Annotated in this window: 15 protein-coding genes and 1 tRNA gene; 12 read left to right on the top strand and 4 right to left on the bottom strand. The window is 71.2% G+C overall.

Going from position 1 to position 17038, the window contains the following annotated elements; genetic code table 11:
* The first annotated feature begins 4 nt into the window (after positions 1 to 4).
* The 3 genes from QNO12_RS09295 to QNO12_RS09285 are packed head-to-tail and all read left to right on the top strand — an operon-like array spanning position 5 to position 3563.
* Positions 5 to 1150 (top strand): thiamine pyrophosphate-dependent dehydrogenase E1 component subunit alpha, encoded by a 1146-nt coding sequence (locus QNO12_RS09295; RefSeq protein ID WP_257502531.1) that lies wholly within the window; start codon positions 5 to 7, stop codon positions 1148 to 1150.
* Positions 1147 to 2205, top strand: coding sequence for an alpha-ketoacid dehydrogenase subunit beta (locus tag QNO12_RS09290; RefSeq protein ID WP_257502532.1), 1059 nt, complete (start codon positions 1147 to 1149; stop codon positions 2203 to 2205). The genes QNO12_RS09295 and QNO12_RS09290 overlap by 4 nt, the downstream gene beginning before the upstream one ends.
* The gene (locus QNO12_RS09285; protein ID WP_257502533.1) at positions 2205 to 3563 is read left to right on the top strand and encodes a dihydrolipoamide acetyltransferase family protein; all 1359 of its coding nucleotides are present in this window, start codon (positions 2205 to 2207) and stop codon (positions 3561 to 3563) included. Before QNO12_RS09290 ends, QNO12_RS09285 begins: the two co-directional genes overlap by 1 nt.
* Before the next feature lie 3 nt (positions 3564 to 3566).
* Here the strand turns inward: QNO12_RS09285 and QNO12_RS09280 are convergent, their stop codons facing one another.
* On the bottom strand, positions 3567 to 4163 hold the full coding sequence (locus QNO12_RS09280) for an SACE_7040 family transcriptional regulator (protein ID WP_257502534.1): 597 nt from the start codon (positions 4161 to 4163) through the stop codon (positions 3567 to 3569).
* A gap of 105 nt (positions 4164 to 4268) precedes the next feature.
* Between QNO12_RS09280 and QNO12_RS09275 the strand changes: the two genes are divergently transcribed.
* The 5 genes from QNO12_RS09275 to QNO12_RS09255 are packed head-to-tail and all read left to right on the top strand — an operon-like array spanning position 4269 to position 10327.
* Positions 4269 to 5885 (top strand): carboxyl transferase domain-containing protein, encoded by a 1617-nt coding sequence (locus QNO12_RS09275; protein WP_257502535.1) that lies wholly within the window; start codon positions 4269 to 4271, stop codon positions 5883 to 5885.
* A gap of 35 nt (positions 5886 to 5920) precedes the next feature.
* Positions 5921 to 7858, top strand: a complete 1938-nt coding sequence (locus QNO12_RS09270; RefSeq protein WP_257502637.1) for an acetyl/propionyl/methylcrotonyl-CoA carboxylase subunit alpha — start codon at positions 5921 to 5923, stop codon at positions 7856 to 7858.
* Positions 7843 to 8988: an acyl-CoA dehydrogenase family protein gene (locus tag QNO12_RS09265; protein ID WP_257502536.1), complete on the top strand. Its 1146-nt coding sequence runs from the start codon at positions 7843 to 7845 to the stop codon at positions 8986 to 8988. Before QNO12_RS09270 ends, QNO12_RS09265 begins: the two co-directional genes overlap by 16 nt.
* Positions 8989 to 9014: 26 nt before the next feature.
* Positions 9015 to 9524, top strand: a complete 510-nt coding sequence (locus tag QNO12_RS09260) for a MaoC family dehydratase (protein ID WP_257502537.1) — start codon at positions 9015 to 9017, stop codon at positions 9522 to 9524.
* The gene (locus tag QNO12_RS09255; RefSeq protein WP_257502538.1) at positions 9521 to 10327 is read left to right on the top strand and encodes an HpcH/HpaI aldolase/citrate lyase family protein; all 807 of its coding nucleotides are present in this window, start codon (positions 9521 to 9523) and stop codon (positions 10325 to 10327) included. The genes QNO12_RS09260 and QNO12_RS09255 overlap by 4 nt, the downstream gene beginning before the upstream one ends.
* 12 nt (positions 10328 to 10339) lie before the next feature.
* Here QNO12_RS09255 and QNO12_RS09250 read toward each other — a convergent pair whose 3' ends face one another.
* On the bottom strand, positions 10340 to 10954 hold the full coding sequence (locus QNO12_RS09250; RefSeq protein WP_257502539.1) for a histidine phosphatase family protein: 615 nt from the start codon (positions 10952 to 10954) through the stop codon (positions 10340 to 10342).
* A gap of 9 nt (positions 10955 to 10963) precedes the next feature.
* The gene (locus QNO12_RS09245; protein WP_374761029.1) at positions 10964 to 11821 is read right to left on the bottom strand and encodes a Sir2 family NAD-dependent protein deacetylase; all 858 of its coding nucleotides are present in this window, start codon (positions 11819 to 11821) and stop codon (positions 10964 to 10966) included.
* Between the two features lie 146 nt (positions 11822 to 11967).
* On the opposite strand from QNO12_RS09245, the gene QNO12_RS09240 reads away from it, so the two are divergent.
* Complete coding sequence (locus tag QNO12_RS09240) at positions 11968 to 12789, top strand: TrmH family RNA methyltransferase (RefSeq protein WP_257502540.1); 822 nt, start codon at positions 11968 to 11970, stop codon at positions 12787 to 12789.
* 16 nt (positions 12790 to 12805) lie between these two features.
* Here QNO12_RS09240 and QNO12_RS09235 read toward each other — a convergent pair whose 3' ends face one another.
* Positions 12806 to 13660 carry an SGNH/GDSL hydrolase family protein gene (locus QNO12_RS09235; RefSeq protein ID WP_257502541.1) on the bottom strand — a complete coding sequence of 285 codons (855 nt, stop codon included), beginning with the start codon at positions 13658 to 13660 and terminating at the stop codon, positions 12806 to 12808.
* 132 nt (positions 13661 to 13792) lie between these two features.
* On the opposite strand from QNO12_RS09235, the gene QNO12_RS09230 reads away from it, so the two are divergent.
* From QNO12_RS09230 to QNO12_RS09220, 3 genes are all read left to right on the top strand, one after another.
* Entirely contained in the window at positions 13793 to 15628 is a 1836-nt protein-coding gene (locus QNO12_RS09230) for a DEAD/DEAH box helicase (protein ID WP_257502542.1), read from the top strand.
* A gap of 121 nt (positions 15629 to 15749) precedes the next feature.
* On the top strand, positions 15750 to 16832 hold the full coding sequence (locus QNO12_RS09225) for a VIT1/CCC1 transporter family protein (RefSeq protein ID WP_257502543.1): 1083 nt from the start codon (positions 15750 to 15752) through the stop codon (positions 16830 to 16832).
* 68 nt (positions 16833 to 16900) lie between these two features.
* Positions 16901 to 16986: transfer RNA gene (locus tag QNO12_RS09220), tRNA-Leu, on the top strand.
* Positions 16987 to 17038: the final 52 nt, after the last annotated feature.

Raw genomic sequence — 17038 nt, 5'->3', positions numbered from 1 at the left:
AGGGATGACGATGATGCACACCCTGACACCGACCGCCGAACCGGCGACGAACCTCGACGATATCGCCCGGCTGGTGGGTCCGGACGGCCGGCGCATTGCCCACCGCGACCTCGATCCGTGGGTCCAGGACATCGACGCCGCCGGCCTGCGGCGCCTGTACCGCGACATGGCCGTCGTCCGCCGCATCGACGCCGAGGGTGTCGCGTTGCAGCGGCAGGGCCAGCTGGGGCTGTGGGCTCCCTGTCAGGGGCAGGAGGCCACGCAGGTGGGCACCGCCCGTGCCTTCCGTCCCGACGACTTCGTCTTCCCCAGCTACCGCGAGATCGGCGTGAATTTCGTCCGCGGTGCGATCGCGTCGGATTTCGTGCTCGCCTGGCGCGGCGAGGCGCACTCCACGTTCAATCCCTACGACATCAACACCGCGACCCCGCAGATCATCATCGGCGCGCAGACCCTGCATGCCGTCGGCTACGCGATGGGCATCCGGTTCGACGGCACCGACCAGGTGGCCGGCGCGTACTTCGGGGACGGCGCGACCAGCCAGGGGGATGTGAACGAGGCGATGGTGTTCGCCTCGTCGTTCGGTGCGCCCGTCGTCTTCGTCTGCACCAACAACCAATGGGCGATCTCGGAGCCGGTCACCGTGCAGGCGAAGTTCCCACTCGCCGGCCGTGCCCCCGGTTTCGGCATCCCGAGCCTGCGTGTCGACGGCAATGACGTCCTCGCGTGCCTGGCGGCCATGCGATGGGCCGTCGAGCATGCCCGCACCGGCGGGGGACCGGCGTTCATCGAGGCCGTGACCTACCGCATGGGCCCGCACACCACCTCCGATGACCCCACCCGCTACCGCGACCCGCACGAGGTCGAGCGCTGGCGCCGACGCGATCCGCTGGCGCGCGTGGAGGCGCTGCTGCGGTCCGAGGACGAGTTCTCCGCGGAGTTCGCCCGCGAGGTCGCCGACGAATCCGACCGCTGGGGCGCGGACGTGCGGACGGCGTGCCTGTCGGCACGCACGCGGCCCGCGATCGAGGTCTTCGACGACGTGTACGCCGAACCGCACGCCGGCCTGGACCTGCAGCGCGCGCAGTTCGCCGCCTATCTGGACGGCTTCGCCGGTGAGGATGCTGCGGCCCAGGGGAGTGCGCGATGACTGAGCTGACCATGGCCAAGGCCATCAACGAGGGTCTGCGCCGCGCGATGGCGGACGACCCCAAAGTTCTCGTCATGGGCGAGGACATCGGCAAGCTCGGGGGCGTCTTCCGCGTGACCGACGGACTGCTCGACCAGTTCGGGGCAGCGCGGGTGATCGACACGCCCCTGGCCGAATCCGGGATCATGGGCACGGCCGTGGGTCTGGCCTTCCGGGGGTATCGCCCGGTCGTCGAGATCCAGTTCGACGGGTTCGTGTATCCCGCCTTCGACCAGATCGTCTGCCAGGTCGCGAAGCTGCACTACCGCACGCGCGGGAACGTGCAGATGCCGATCACCATCCGCATCCCGTGGGCGGGTGGCGTGGGTGCTGCCGAGCATCACTCGGAGTCGCCGGAGGCGTATTTCGTCCACACGTCCGGGCTGCGCGTGGTCGCCGTGGCCAACCCGCAGGACGCCCACCTGATGCTGCGACAGGCGATCGCATCGAACGACCCCGTGGTGTACTTCGAGCCCAAACGCCTCTACCACACCAAGGGCGAGGTCGACCTGGATCTGGACCTGGCCGATGCTGCGCCGATGGGTCTGGCCAGGGTGGCCCGCGAGGGCTCTGACGTCACGCTGCTCACCTACGGCGCCCAGGTCGCGACAGCGCTGGATGCGGCCATCGCCGCGGAGGACGACGGGATCTCGATCGAGGTCGTCGACCTGCGCTCGATCTCGCCGGTCGACTACCGCACCGTGTCCGCGTCGGTGCGCAAGACCGGACGCGTCGTCGTCACGCACGAGGCGGCCCGCGAAGCCGGAGTGGGTGCCGAATTGATCGCGAGCGTGACCGAGCACTGCTTCCCCTACCTCGAGTCGGCACCGGTCCGCGTGACCGGCCACGACATCCCGTACCCGCCGGCGAAGCTGGAAAAGCACCACCTGCCCGATCTGGATCGGATCCTGGATGCCGTCGACCGGGTCCTGGACCGACCGCACAGTCTCTCGGGGCCGGAGTGGAGTTCTGCTGAGGCGGACCACGCCGCGACCGTCGGCGGAGGCCTGCTCTGATGGCGACGGACTTCCACCTTCCCGACCTCGGTGAGGGCCTCCCCGAGGCGGAGCTGGTCCACTGGCTCGTCGCCGAGGGCGACACGGTGACGCTGAACCAGACGATCGCCGAGGTCGAGACGGCCAAGGCCGTCGTCGAGCTGCCCTCCCCGTACGCGGGAGTGGTGACAACGCTGCACGCGGCCGCGGGCGACGTGATCGAGGTCGGCTCCGTGCTGATCTCCTTCGACATCGCCGGCGCCGAGCCCGCGTCGGCGCAGGACCCGCCCGCGGAGGAGGCAGAACCGGTCCCGGAGCGGGCGCAGCCGAATCTGGTCGGCTACGGCGCGGCACCGCGCGGCGGCGGCCGCCCCCAGCGACGCGCCCGCCGCGGCGCTCGTCCGACCTCCGCGCCGGACACGGCCGTGCTCGACGCGGCTCCGCACGACGCGATCCACACCGAGCCCGCCGACGCCCTGCGGGAGCGTCCCCGCTGCACACCCCCGGTTCGCAAGCTCGCGAAGGAGCTGGGCGTGGATCTGGCGATGGTCCCGCCCAGCGGTGCCACCGGACTGATCACCCGCACGGATGTGGAGGCCTACGCGGCCGACCTGCAGGCCCGCGAATCCGCACCCGCCGTCCCGGTGCCGGTGGCATCATCGCGAACCTCGGACGCGGAACGGGTCACCCGGATCCCGATCCGCGGGGTGCGCAAGCACACCGCCGACGCGATGGTGCGCAGCGCGTTCACCGCGCCGCACGTCACGACATTCCACACCGTCGATGTGACGGCCACCAGCGAGCTCATCGCGTCGCTGCGCGCGGACCGGGGGCTGGCCGGTCATCGCATCGGCGTGATGGCGGTCGCGGCCAAGGCGGTCTGCCTCGCGCTGATGCGGCATCCGGAACTGAATTCCCGATGGGACGCCGACAGCGGCGAGATCCTCCAGCACCGCTACGTGAACCTCGGCATCGCCGCCGCCACATCGCGCGGCCTGGTCGTGCCCAACGTCCGTGACGCGGAGCAGATGACTCTGGTCGAGCTCGCGGATGCCATCGCAGGACTGGCGGAAACGGCGCGGGCGGGCAAGACGGCCCCCGCAGACATGAGCGGGGGCACGTTCTCGATGACGAATGTGGGCGTGTTCGGCGTCGATGCCGGCACGCCGATCCTCAACCCCGGCGAGGCCGGCATCCTCGCCATCGGTGCCGTCCGGCGCCAACCCTGGGAGTACCGCGGCGAGATCGCCCTGCGGGACGTGATGACGCTCAGTCTGTCCTTCGACCACCGGCTGGTCGACGGCGAGCAGGGTGCGCGCTTCCTGCGCGATGTCGCCGACATCCTGCGCGAACCGGGCCGGGCGATGCTCCTGCGATGACCGTCACGACGTGAGCGCGGACCGCGCCATCGACTCCAGGATGCCGCGCACCGTGTTCTCGGTCGGAGACGTGCGAAGCGCCCGCATGCTGTGCGGTGTGGAATTGATCAGCCCGAAACAGGCGTGCGCGCGCACGCGCAGGTCGCTCTCGGACCGGTCGGGGTGGATCTCGGCGAGGACCGCGGTCCACAGTTCGAGGTACTGCCGCTGCAGCCGGCGGACCGTGTGCCGGTCGTGCTCGCTCAGGCTGGCCAGGTCGCGGTCCTGGACGCGGATGACATCGGCGTCGGTGAGGGCGAAGTCGACGTGGAAGCGGATCAGACCGTCCAGCCGGGTCTCGGGGGTGTCGTGCGAGGCGATCACGTCTTGGCCGCCGCTGAGCAGCCGCTCGCTCACGCGGACCAGAATCGCTCCGAGCAGAGCCTGCTTGTTCGCGAAGTGCCGGTACACCGCCGGTCCGCTCACGCCCACCGCCGCGCCGAGTTCCTCGAGGCTCACTCCGCTGAAGCCGCGATCTGCGAACAGGCGTGCGGCCTCGTGCAGGATCGCCTCCTGGCGGTCGGCCTTCGCGCGACCACGCTCGGTGACACCGCTTGTCATTTCAGTTAATCCTCGCTAACCTGAATGCTCAGTTAGTGAACCCTAACCAATGGCATCCGGCCGGGACAACCGACGTGATGCGATCGTGACGTCGACGGAGATGACATGGCGGCAGCCGGATCGGCACTGCAGACCGCGGTCGTGCACGACGACGCCTTCGAGCGCACTCGTGCGGCGCAGGAGGCCCTCGCAGACGAGCTCAGGGCGCGCCTGGCGGTCGCGGCGCGGGGCGGGCCGGAGGCGTCGCGGGAGCGCCACCTCGCCCGCGGCAAGCTGCTGCCGCGCGACCGGGTGGATCGCCTCCTGGACGAGGGCAGTGCGTTCGTGGAGGTCGCGCCGCTCGCGGCGGAGGGGCTGTACGGGGGAGACGCGCCGGGAGCGGGTGTCATCGCCGGCATCGGGCTGGTCCACGGCCGGCAGGTGATGATCGTGTGCAACGACGCCACCGTCAAGGGCGGCACCTACTATCCGCTCACCGTCAAGAAGCACCTCCGCGCGCAGGAGATCGCCCGTGAGAATCGGCTCCCGTGCGTGTACCTCGTCGACTCCGGCGGTGCGTTCCTGCCGATGCAGGACGAGGTGTTCCCCGACCGGGACCACTTCGGCCGCATCTTCTTCAACCAGGCCAGGATGTCCGCCGAAGGCATCCCGCAGATCGCCGCCGTGCTCGGCTCGTGCACGGCCGGTGGCGCGTACGTTCCCGCGATGAGCGATGAGACCGTGATCGTCCGCAACCAGGGCACGATCTTCCTCGGCGGACCGCCGCTGGTCAAAGCCGCGATCGGCGAGATCGTGACGGCCGAGGAACTCGGCGGCGGCGAGCTGCACGCCACCCGGTCGGGTGTGGTCGATCACCTGGCCGAGAACGACGAGCACGCCCTGGAGATCGTCCGCGACATCATCGCGACGCTGCCCCCGCCGGCCGCACCGGCGTGGGAGGTCATCGCGACCGTGCCGCCGGCCGTCGACGCCGCCGACCTCTACGGGGTCGTGCCCGTCGACGTGAACCAGCCGTACGACGTCCGCGAGGTGATCGGCCGCCTCGTCGATGGCAGTGCGTTCGCCGAGTTCAAGCGCGCCTACGGCGAGACGCTGGTCACCGGCTTCGCCCGCATCCACGGACATCCCGTCGGGATCGTCGCCAACAACGGCGTGCTGTTCTCGGAATCCGCGCAGAAGGGCGCGCACTTCATCGAGCTGTGCGACCAGCGGGGCATTCCGCTGCTGTTCCTGCAGAACATCTCCGGCTTCATGGTGGGGCGCGATGCCGAGGCCGGCGGCATCGCGAAGGACGGAGCGAAGATGGTGACCGCGGTCGCCACGACGCGCGTGCCCAAGCTGACGGTCGTGATCGGCGGATCGTTCGGCGCCGGCAACTACTCGATGTGCGGTCGTGCCTACTCGCCCCGGTTCCTGTGGACCTGGCCGGCGAGCCGGATCTCGGTGATGGGCGGGACGCAGGCGGCGTCGGTGCTCTCCACCGTGAAGCGCGATCAGCTCGAGGCCCGCGGCGGCGCGTGGTCCGCTCAGGAGCAGGCGGATTTCGAAGCGCCGATCCGCACCCAGTACGAGCAGCAGGGCAACCCGTACTATGCGACCGCCCGGCTCTGGGACGATGGCGTCGTCGATCCGGCGGACACCCGCGACCTGCTCGGTCTCGCTCTGGACGTCGTCTCGCGAACTCCGCTCCCCGAACCCCGCTTCGGCGTCTTCCGGATGTGAGCGACGTGCCCGCTTCGGTTCTCGAGCCCGCCGAGATGTTCCACACGGTCCTGGTCGCAAACCGCGGCGAGATCGCCCGCCGCGTGATCAGGACCCTGCGCGCGCTCGGCATCCGCTCGGTCGCCGTCTACAGCGACCCCGATGCGGACGCTCCGCACGTGCGCGAGGCGGACGCGTCCTTCCGGGTGGGCCCGGCCGCCGCAGCCGAGTCCTACCTGGACGGCGGGGCGATCCTCGCGGCCGCGCGCGAATCCGGTGCGCAGGCGATCCACCCGGGCTACGGTTTCCTCTCCGAGAACGCCGCGTTCGCAGCCGACTGCGCCGCCGCGGGGATCGTGTTCATCGGCCCGGGACCGAAGGCGCTGGATGTGATGGGCGACAAGATCCGCTCCAAGGCGCACGTCGCCGCCAGCGGGGTGCCGATCGTCCCGGGCATCGATGCCCGCGAGCTGACCGACGCGGAGATCGCCGATGCCGCTGCCGACGTGGGCTACCCCCTGCTGATCAAGCCCTCCGCGGGCGGCGGCGGCAAGGGGATGCAGGTCGTGCGCGCTCCGGCGGAGCTGCCGGAGGCGCTCGCAACGGCGCGTCGGGTGGCCTCCGCGGCGTTCGGGGACGACACGCTGCTGCTGGAGCGGCTCATCGAGCGGCCCCGGCACATCGAGGTGCAGGTGATCGCGGATGCGCACGGGCGGGTGATCCACCTCGGCGAGCGGGAGTGCACCCTGCAGCGGCGCCACCAGAAGGTCGTCGAAGAGGCGCCGTCGCCGATCATCGACGAGCAGACACGGGCGAGTCTGGGCGTCGCCGCGTGTGCGGCCGCGGCAAGTGTGGACTACCGGGGGGCGGGAACGGTGGAGTTCCTGGTCGCCGCCGACCGCCCGCAGGACTTCTTCTTCATCGAGATGAACACGCGCCTGCAGGTGGAGCACCCGGTCACCGAACTGGTGACCGGACTGGACCTGGTCGAGCTGCAGCTGCGCGTCGCGGCGGGCGGACACCTCGGACTGGCCCAGCACGAGGTGCGGATGGACGGGCACGCGATCGAAGCGCGCGTGTACGCGGAGTCGCCCGCGCGGGGATTCCTGCCCGCCACCGGGACCGTGCTGGAATGGGCGCCGGCGCCGCAGGTGCGCACCGACTCGGCCGTCGAGACCGGCAGCGTGGTCACCGCGGATTACGATCCGATGATCGCGAAGGTGATCGCCCACGCTCCCGACCGGGCCGGCGCGCTCGCGCTGCTCGACCGGGCGCTGGCGCAGACGGTGCTGCTGGGCGTGGACACGAACGTCGCCTTCCTGCGCACCCTCCTCGCCGACGAAGCGGTGCGGGACGGCGACATGGACACCGGCCTGATCGACCGGATGCCGCCGTTCGCCGACCCGGAGCCCAGCGGCACCGCGCTGTGTGCGGCCGCCGCGGCGACCGCGCACGCCGCCGAGACGCCGGTGCCGCCGTCGCTCGGTCTCTGGCAGAGCGGCACGGGCTGGCGCGCCGGTGGCCCCGCGCTGCCGCGCCGCTGCCGCTTCGCAACCGAGGCGGGCGAGATCCTCGCGGCGGCGGCGGCCGCCGCGCTCCCGGACGCACGCGTCGCCGTGGACGGCGACGGCGCGGTCTGGGTGCACGCGGACGGTGTCACGTCGCGGCTGGAGCCGCTGAGCCGGCGCGCGGCGCTGGAGAGGCAGCTCAGGACCAGTGCCGGTCTGGCCGCGGCATCCTCGCCGGAGCTGCGTGCGCCGATGCCGGGAACCGTCGTGGCCGTGCACGTCACCGGCGGCACCCGGGTGCGCGCGGGCGAGCGGATCGTCACGATCGAGGCGATGAAGATGGAGCACCCGGTGATCGCTCCGCACGACGGGACCGCGTCCATTCAGGCCACGGTCGGCGACCAGGTGCACCGCGACCACGTGCTCGCCCGAGTCCTGCCCGACCCGGCCCAGCAGGAGAGGAACGACCCATGGACGACAACCTGAACGACGAGGAGCGCGAACTCGCCGCGCTGGTGCGCCAGTTCGCCGACGAGGTGGTGGCGCCGCGCTCGTATGAGGCCGATCGCACCCACACGCTGCCGCTGGAGGTGGTGGCCCAGATGGGCGAGCTGGGTCTGTTCGGCCTCCCGTTCCCCGAGGAGTTCGGAGGCCAGGGCGGCGACTATTTCGCCCTGTGCCTGGCCATCGAGGGGCTGGGGCGGGTCGACCAGTCGATCGCCATCACGCTGGAGGCCGGCGTCAGCCTCGGCGCCATGCCGGTCTTCCGCTTCGGCACCGACGCGCAGCGGCACGAGCTGCTCCCGGACCTGCTCGCCGGACGCGCTCTGGCCGGCTTCGGCCTGACCGAGCCCGAGGCGGGTTCGGATGCCGGCGCGACGCGCACCACAGCCCGGCTGGACGGGGACGAGTGGGTCATCAACGGCTCCAAGCAGTTCATCACCAACTCCGGCACGGACATCACGCGGTTCGTCACCGTGACGGCGGTGACGGGGGAGAGCGACGGCCGCAAGCAGATCTCCACGATCATCGTGCCCAACGGCACCCCCGGCTTCACCGTGGAGCCTGCCTACGACAAGGTCGGATGGCACGCCTCCGACACGCATCCGCTCACCTTCCAGGACGCACGCGTGCCTGCAGGCAATCTGCTGGGCGAACGAGGACGCGGTTTCGCGAACTTCCTGCACATCCTGGACGAGGGCCGCATCGCGATCGCCGCGCTCTCGACCGGCGCGGCCGAGGGATGCCTGGAAGCGGCGGTGGACTACGCCAAGAAGCGCACGGTGTTCGGTGAGCAGCTCTCGACGCGGCAGAGCATCCAGTTCATGCTCGCGCGGATGCAGCTGCGCGTTCACAACGCGCGTCTGGCCTGGCACCACGCGGCGCGCCTGCGCGATGCCGGCAGGCCGTTCAAGGTGGAGGCGGCGATCGCCAAGCTGACCGCGAGCGACGCGGCGATGGACAACGCCCGTGATGCCACGCAGATCTTCGGCGGCAACGGGTTCATGAACGAGTACCCGGTCGCGCGCCATTTTCGGGACTCGAAGATCCTCGAGATCGGCGAGGGCACCAGCGAGGTGCAGCTCCTGGTCATCTCACGGGCGCTCGGCCTGTGATCGGCGCCTCGGGTAGCGTGAGCGCCGTGAACGAGCCGGTATCGCCGCAGAGCGACCACATCCAGCGGGGACTGTACTTCGAGGAGCTCCAGATCGGCGCCCGCTACCACCATCGCCCGGGGCGCACCGCGACCGAAGCCGACAACGTGCTGTTCTCTGCGTTGACGATGAACACGCAGGCCCTGCACCTGGACGCTGCGTACTCGGCGACGCAGCCGTTCGGGCAGCGGCTGATGAACTCGATGTGGACTCTGGCGACCATGGTCGGGGCCTCGGTCGGCCAGATCACGCAGGGCACGCTGGTCGCCCAGCTCGGGATGACCGACGTCGCCTTTCCCGCACCGCTCGTGCACGGCGACACCCTGTACACCGAGACCGAGGTCCTGCAGAAGCGGCTCTCCGCCTCACGACCCGGCCAGGGGATCGTCACGATGCGCCACACCGGCCGCAATCAGGACGGCACGGTCGTCGCGACGGCCACCAGGATCGCGCTGATGTGGTGCCGGGACGCCGCGAACGCCGAGGAGGAGTCATGACCGTTCTGGACCACGGGCCCGCGCTGCTGTTCTGCCCTGCGGACCGGCCGGAGCGCTTCGAGAAGGCCCTGCAGCGTGCGGATGCGGTGATCCTGGACCTCGAGGACGCCGTCGCACCGGCGGCCAAGACCGCTGCCCGGGGCGCCCTGATCGAATCCGAACTCGATCCCGATCGGGTGATCGTCCGCATCAACCCGCCCGGGACCGACGCGTTCGTGGCGGACCTGGCGACCCTGTCCCAGACGGACTACCGCACCGTCATGATCGCGAAGGCCGAGGGGGTCACCCAGCTCAGAGCGATCGGTCGGCGGTTCACGATCATCGCGCTCTGCGAGACGGCACGCGGTGTGGTGGCCGCGGAGAAGCTCGCCGCACACGATCAGGTCGTCGCGCTCATGTGGGGAGCGGAGGATCTGGTCGCCAGCCTGGGCGGCACCTCCAGCCGAAAGCCCAACGGGCGCTACCGCGACGTGGCACGGGTCGCGCGCGCGCGGGTCCTGCTGGCAGCGGGCGCGCAGGGGAAGGCCGCGGTCGACGCGGTGCACCTGGATATCGCCGAGACCAAGCGGCTCACGATCGAAGCGGCCGACGCCGCGGCATCCGGCTTCGCCGCCACCGCCTGCATCCACCCGAGCCAGGTTCAGATCATCCGCGATGCGTACCGGCCCACCCCCGCCGCCCTCGCCTGGGCCCGCTCGGTGCTGGCTGCGGCCGAGACCGAGGGAGGCGTCTTCACCCATCGGGGCCGCATGGTCGACGAGCCGGTGCTGCGCCACGCCCGCGCCACGCTGCGGCGGGCGTAGCGCCCGCCGGAACTACGCCCTCGCGCCGGCGTAGGTGAGCAGGCTGAGGCGCTCCGGTTCGTACCGCATGGTGTGCGCGGAGCCGTTCGCCAGGCGCTCCCCGACCAGCGGCAGTTCGCCCCCGGTGGCATGGCGGATCAGCTCCCGGATGAGCGCACCGTGTGTCACCACGACCACGGATGCCGCGGCGGGCGCCGTCGCTCGGCGGGCGTCGCGCACGATCTCGTCCAGTGCGCGCAGTCCGCGCGCGCGCAGCTGAGGCCACGGCTCCGCGCCCGGGATCTCCGCGGCGTGCCAGTCGCCCCAGCGCGCCAGGAACTCGTCCGCGTCGACGCCTTCGGCTTCGCCGTACGCCCGCTCCCGCATCCCGGCGTAGGTGCGCGGTGCCGCCAGGCCGAGCTCATCCGCGATGATCTCGGCCGTCTCCCGCGCGCGCGACAGGTCGCTCGAGACCACGACGGGGCAGGCGGCGGCCGCGGACAGGTCGAGCTGGGCGCGCAGGGCGGCGGCGGCATCCCGCGCCTGAGCCCGGCCGGTCTCGTTCAGGGGGATGTCGGTCGATCCCTGGACACGCCGGGCACGGTTCCAGTCGGTCTCGCCGTGGCGGACGAGGGTCAGCAGAGTCACCGCTCGAGCCTATGCGCCCCGCTGGGCTGCCGGGGCGGGTAGCGCGTCGGCGAGCGCCTGGAGGACTTCGCTGGCCCCTGCATCGATCTTCACGGTCGCGCGCGCGTCGCCCCGCGTCTGACCGCGGTTGACGATCACGATGGGCAGCCGCCGCCGCCGGGCCCGTTCCAGCAGACGGATGCCGGAGTTGACCACGAGGGAGGAGCCGGCGATCACGAGGGCGTCGCTCGCGCGCACCAGCTGCTCGGCCTCGCGGAACTTCTCGGCCGGGATGAACTCGCCGAAGAAGACGACATCGGGCTTGAGCATGCCGCCGCACACCGTGCAGGCGGGAATGCGGAATCCTGTCGTGCTCTGCGGAAGCACGTCGCCGTCGGGTCCGAGGGGGACGTTCTCGGGGATCGTGATCCAGGGGTTGTCGGCCTCGACCCGCTGCGCCAGGTCACGACGGTCGAAGACCTGACCGCAGTGCGTGCAGAAGACCCGCCGCATCGTGCCGTGCAGCTCCACCACCCGGCGGCTCCCGGCGCGCAGGTGGAGGCCGTCGACGTTCTGGGTGATGACGCCGGTGGCGATGCCCTGCCTCTCCAGCGCCGCCAGGGCGGTGTGGCCGGGGTTCGGCGCGGCCGCAGAGAAGGCGCGCCACCCGAGGTGGCTGCCGACCCAGTACCTGCGGCGCGCGTCTTCGCTGGCCAGGAACTGCTCCACGCTCATCGGCGCGCGCACCGGCGCTCCCGTGCCCCGATAGTCGGGAATGCCGGAATCGGTCGATATGCCGGCGCCGGTGAGGACGGCCAATCTGCGTCCCGAGAGCGCGTTCACGGCGCGGTCGACCTCCTCGGCGGTCTGGGCATCCTGCTGGGCCACGGCCGTGATGCGATCACCCCCTCGAGTTCGAGCCTGTGCTCAGAGTGTAGGCGGCGCGGTTTTCCGGGATGTTACGTATCGGTCCGCACCTGGGAGAGTGGGAGGGCGGTCCGGCGTCACCGGTGGCGCGGATCGAGGGAGCACGGATGAAGGTCGTCGAGATTTCCGATGCGGCAGATGCCCGGCTGGCGGACTACCGCGACCTGACCGATGTTGCTCTGCGCCGGGTGCTCGAACCGGACGGGGGTCTGTACATCGCCGAGTCGGCCAAGGTGATCGGAAGGGCGCTGCGCGCGGGCCACCGTCCGCGCTCGGTGCTGGTCCAGCCGAAATGGCTGCCCGATGTCACGGTGCTCCTGGGCGAGGACGAGGCGACACCCGTGTACGTGGTCACCTCGGCGGTGGCCGAATCGCTCACCGGGTACGCCGTGCACCGCGGCGCCCTGGCGGCCATGCACCGGCCGCCGCTCGCGTCGGTCGCGGAGGTGGTGGCCGGGGCGCGCACCGTCGTGGTGCTGGATGACATCGTCGATCACACCAACGTGGGGGCGGCATTCCGCAGCGCCGCGGCCCTCGGCGCCGATGCCGTCCTGATCACTCCGCGCTGTGCGGACCCGCTGTACCGGCGCAGTGTCCGGGTGAGCATGGGGACCGTCTTCCAGGTGCCGTGGACCAGGCTGCCGGAATGGGGTCCCGCCCGCGACATCCTCAGCGACGCGGGATTCCATCTCGCTGCCCTGGCCCTGGCCGATGATGCCGTCGGGCTGGATGAGTTCGCCGCGCACCGCCCCGAACGGGTGGCGCTGATGCTCGGCTCCGAGGGCGACGGCCTCAGTCCCCGGGCGCTGCAGGCGGCCGACACGATCGTGACCATTCCGATGGGCGGCGGCGTGGATTCGCTGAACGTGGCTGCGGCCAGCGCCGTCGCGCTGTGGGCGTTGCGGGCGCCGCACCCGAACACGCGGTAGCCGCTGCGGACGCAGGCTAGCGCTGTTCGTCCGGCGGCGGGGGAGCCTCCTGGCCGGCGGGCGCGCTCCGCACCGGCAGCGGCGCGGGGCGCTTTGCGGTGATCGCATCCCCGGAGGATCGGTGGCGGACACGGCGCAGCACCCACGGCACGAAGTGCGTCCGCGCCCACACGAAATCCTCGGTGCGCGCGGCGCGCCACGTGCCGACAGGAAAAGGGTCCGGCTGCATCGGCTGCAGATCGTTGGGGACGTTCAGGGCGCGCAGCACCATGCGCGCCACCTCGTGGTGCCCGAGCGAGTTGTAGTGCAGCCGGTCGGGGTCGAAGAACCGCGGATCCTGAACCTCTTTGAGCGCCCACTGGTCGGCCACGATGCACTCGTACCGCTCGGCGATGGCACGGATGTTCTCGTTGTAGATCGCGATCTTTCCGCGGAAGGGCCGGAACACCGGCGTGAAGTTCGTATCGATGCCCGTGAACACCACGATGGTCGCGTTATCGCGACTGAGCCGGACGACGGCATCCTCGAACTGCGCGGCGATCTGGTCCGGATCGGTGCCCGGACGGATGACGTCGTTGCCACCGGCCGAGAACGTGATCAGGTCCGGGCGCAGCTCCAGCGTGGGGTCGATCTGATCGGCGATCTGCGCGATGAGCTTGCCGCGAACGGCGAGGTTCGCGTACGCGAAGTCGTCGACCTGCCGGGAGAGCACCTCGGCGACCCGGTCCGCCCAGCCGCGGTGTCCTCCCGGCAAGCCCGGCTCGGGGTCGCCGATGCCCTCCGTGAACGAGTCGCCGAGTGCGACGTATCGTCGCCACGGGTGAGGGCCGAGATTCGAGATCTCCGCAGTCGGCTCGTCGCTGGGGGGCATTGTTCTTCCTCGGGTCGGGACCGCTTCGAGGCTACCGTGCCCGCCCGACCCGCGCTGGGTTGTCGGGCTCCTCGTCTAAGGTGGTCAGTCGTTGTCCGCGTCGCGGACGGCAGCACGAGGAAAGGGCGCGGCATGGACAGCGACGCCCTCATCCAGACCCCACCGGTCCTTCCGATCGGTGGTGCGGCGGCCGAGCACCTGTCGCCGGCGTACCCGCAGCGCGCACCGTGGGGGACCGCTCAGCGCCTGCGCGCCTGGCAGGCCGAGGCGCTGGACCGATACTTCAGTCTGGACGGGCCGGACGGTGTCGGCTCCGGACCCCGGGACTTCCTCGCCGCCGCGACACCGGGCGCAGGCAAGACCACGTTCGCCCTCCGGCTGGCCAGTGAGCTGCTGCGCCGGGGCGTGATCGATCGCATCGTCGTGGTCGCTCCCACCGAGCACCTCAAGACGCAGTGGGCGGACGCCGCGGCCCGCGTCTCGATCCGGCTCGATCCGGCCTTCACGAACCGCCACTTCGCCCCGGCGCGCCAGTACCACGGGATCGCCGTGACCTACGCGCAGGTCGCGGTCAAAGCCTCTGTCCATCAGCGGGTCGTGATGGATGCCCGCACGCTGGTGATCCTGGACGAGGTGCACCACGGCGGAGATGCGCTCAGCTGGGGCGAGGCGCTGCGCGAAGCCTACGGCCGCGCCACCCGGCGGCTGCTGCTGTCCGGCACCCCGTTTCGCAGCGACACGGCTCCGATCCCGTTCGTGGAGTATCACCCGGACGAGCACGGCATCCGGCTCTCGCGCACCGACTACAGCTACGGCTACGGGCGGGCGCTCGCGGACGGAGTGGTGCGTCCCGTCATCTTCCTCGTCTACGCCGGGCAGATGCGCTGGCGCACCCGCACCGGCGACGAGATGGAGGCCCAGCTCGGACAGGACAACACCAAGGACATCACCGCGCAGGCCTGGCGCACCGCCCTGGATCCGGAGGGCGAGTGGATCCCCGCCGTCCTGCGCTCGGCCGATCGCAGGCTCACCGAGGTCCGTGAGCAGATTCCGGATGCCGGCGGCCTGGTGATCGCGACGGATCAGACGTCTGCGCGCGCGTACGCGGCTTTCCTGCGCGAGCTCACCGGGGAGGAGCCGTCCGTCGTGCTGTCCGACGAGTCAGAGGCATCGGCGCGCATCGAGACGTTCGCCGGCAGCACGACGCGGTGGATGGTGGCCGTCCGGATGGTCTCCGAGGGCGTGGACGTGCCTCGCCTGGCCGTCGGGGTGTACGCGACCTCCGCCTCCACGCCGCTGTTCTTCGCTCAGGCGGTCGGTCGTTTCGTGCGCGCCCGGCGGCGCGGCGAGACGGCGAGCATCTTCCTGCCGCACGTTCCGCAGCTGCTCGCCCTCGCCAACGAGCTGGAGCGGCAGCGCGACCACGCCCTGGATCGGGACACCGAGGGCGAGGACGAATGGGCGCTGGATGAGGACGCGATGGATGCCGCCGCGCGGGAGGAACCGGCATCCGACGCCCTGACCTATGAATTCACCTACCAGGCCCTCGGGTCGGTCGCGCACTTCGACCGGGTGCTGTACGACGGTCGCGAATTCGGCGAGCTGGCCGTACCGGGCACGCCCGAGGAGGAGGAGTTCCTCGGGCTGCCCGGGCTGCTCGAGCCGGAGCACGTGCACGAGCTGCTGCAGCAGCGGCAGGCGCGCCAGAGCAAGCACCGCCGCACCCGTGAGGCGCGCGAGGGACCGCCCGAGGCCGCAGCGCCGCCGCAGGCGCTGCACCGCACGCTCAAGGAGCAGCGGCAGCTGTTGAACAGCCTGGTGGGCGTGTACGCGCGCCAGACCGGCGACCCGCACGGAATCGTGCACGCCGAGCTGCGCCGCGTCTGCGGCGGCCCTGCGGTCAGCCACGCCACCGTGGCGCAGCTGCAGGCTCGGATCGACCTGCTCCGCGCTCGCGTGCACTCCTGAAGCCGACCCGGACGGTCCTCGTTCGGAGGCCCGAAATGCTGGCAATCGCTGCGCTGAGCTGAGGCCGGCGCACGGCGCTGGCTACCGTTGAACAGTCCCGCACCCCCGCCCGGAGGCTTCATTGACCGCGCCCGCAGAGCCCACGACCCGCGACCGGCGTCGCTGGGCCCAGTACCTCGTCGACGAACGCGCCGAGGCACAGGTGTACCGCGAGCTCGCGGCGCGGCGCGACGGCGAGGAGCGCGCGATCCTGACGGCGCTCGCCGACGCCGAGGGCCGCCACGAGGCGCACTGGCTGCGCCTGCTCGGCGGCGAGCCCGCACAGCTCCCGAGACCGGATGTGGGGACCCGACTGCTCGGCTGGATGGCCAGGCGGTTCGGGTCGATCTTCGTCCTGGCCCTCGCGCAGAATGCGGAGGGACGTTCGCCCTACGAGAGCGAGCCGTTCGCCACCTCCGCGATGGCCGCAGACGAGAAGGTCCACCACGAGGTGGTCCGCGGGCTGGCCGCGCGCGGACGCCGGCGACTGTCGGGCACGTTCCGGGCCGCCGTGTTCGGTGCGAACGACGGGCTGGTCTCCAATCTCGCACTGGTCTTGGGCATCGGAGCCACCGGTGTCGCCCCACAGGTGGTGCTGTTCACCGGCATCGCCGGTCTGCTGGCGGGCGCCCTGTCGATGGGCGCGGGCGAGTTCGTGTCCGTGCGTTCGCAGCGGGAGCTGCTGCAGGCCACCGAACCCAGCGACTATGCGGATGCCGCGCTGCCCAATCTGGATCTGGACGCGAACGAGCTGGCGCTGGTGTACCGGACGCGGGGGCTGTCGCCCGCCGAGGCTCTGGAGCGCGCCCGGCGGGTGGTCAGCGCCGCGCAGGACGGCACGACCCCGCGCGGCGGACCGCTGGACGTGCCGTCGGAGCACGACGTCGTCGGCGGGGCGTGGAATGCGGCCCTGTCGAGCTTCCTCTTCTTCGCGTCCGGTGCGGTGGTCCCGGTGCTGCCCTGGATGTTCGGGCTGTCCGGGCTGCCGGCGGTCCTGACCGCCCTCGTGCTGGTCGGTATCGCGCTCCTGGCGACCGGGGCGATGGTGGGGCTGCTCTCCGGCGGCCCTCCGCTGCGCCGCGCCCTGCGGCAGCTGCTGATCGGCTACGGCGCGGCAGCCGTCACGTACGCGCTCGGATGGCTGTTCGGGGTCTCGGTCGGGTGACCGCGGTTACGGCCTGGGGCTCCGGACGTGATAATGTCGATCTTCGGTTGGCGACAACCCAAACCCATGCGCGGGTGGCGGAATAGGTAGACGCGCTAGCTTGAGGTGCTAGTGCCCTTTAACGGGCGTGGGGGTTCAAGTCCCCCCTCGCGCACAGAACGACGAAGGCCCCCTTTCGAGGGGGCCTTCGTCGTTTCGGACGGCGA

Source organism: Microbacterium sp. zg-B185 (assembly GCF_030246885.1).
Classification (GTDB): Bacteria; Actinomycetota; Actinomycetes; order Actinomycetales; family Microbacteriaceae; genus Microbacterium.
This window is presented reverse-complemented; position numbering and strand designations above follow the sequence as displayed.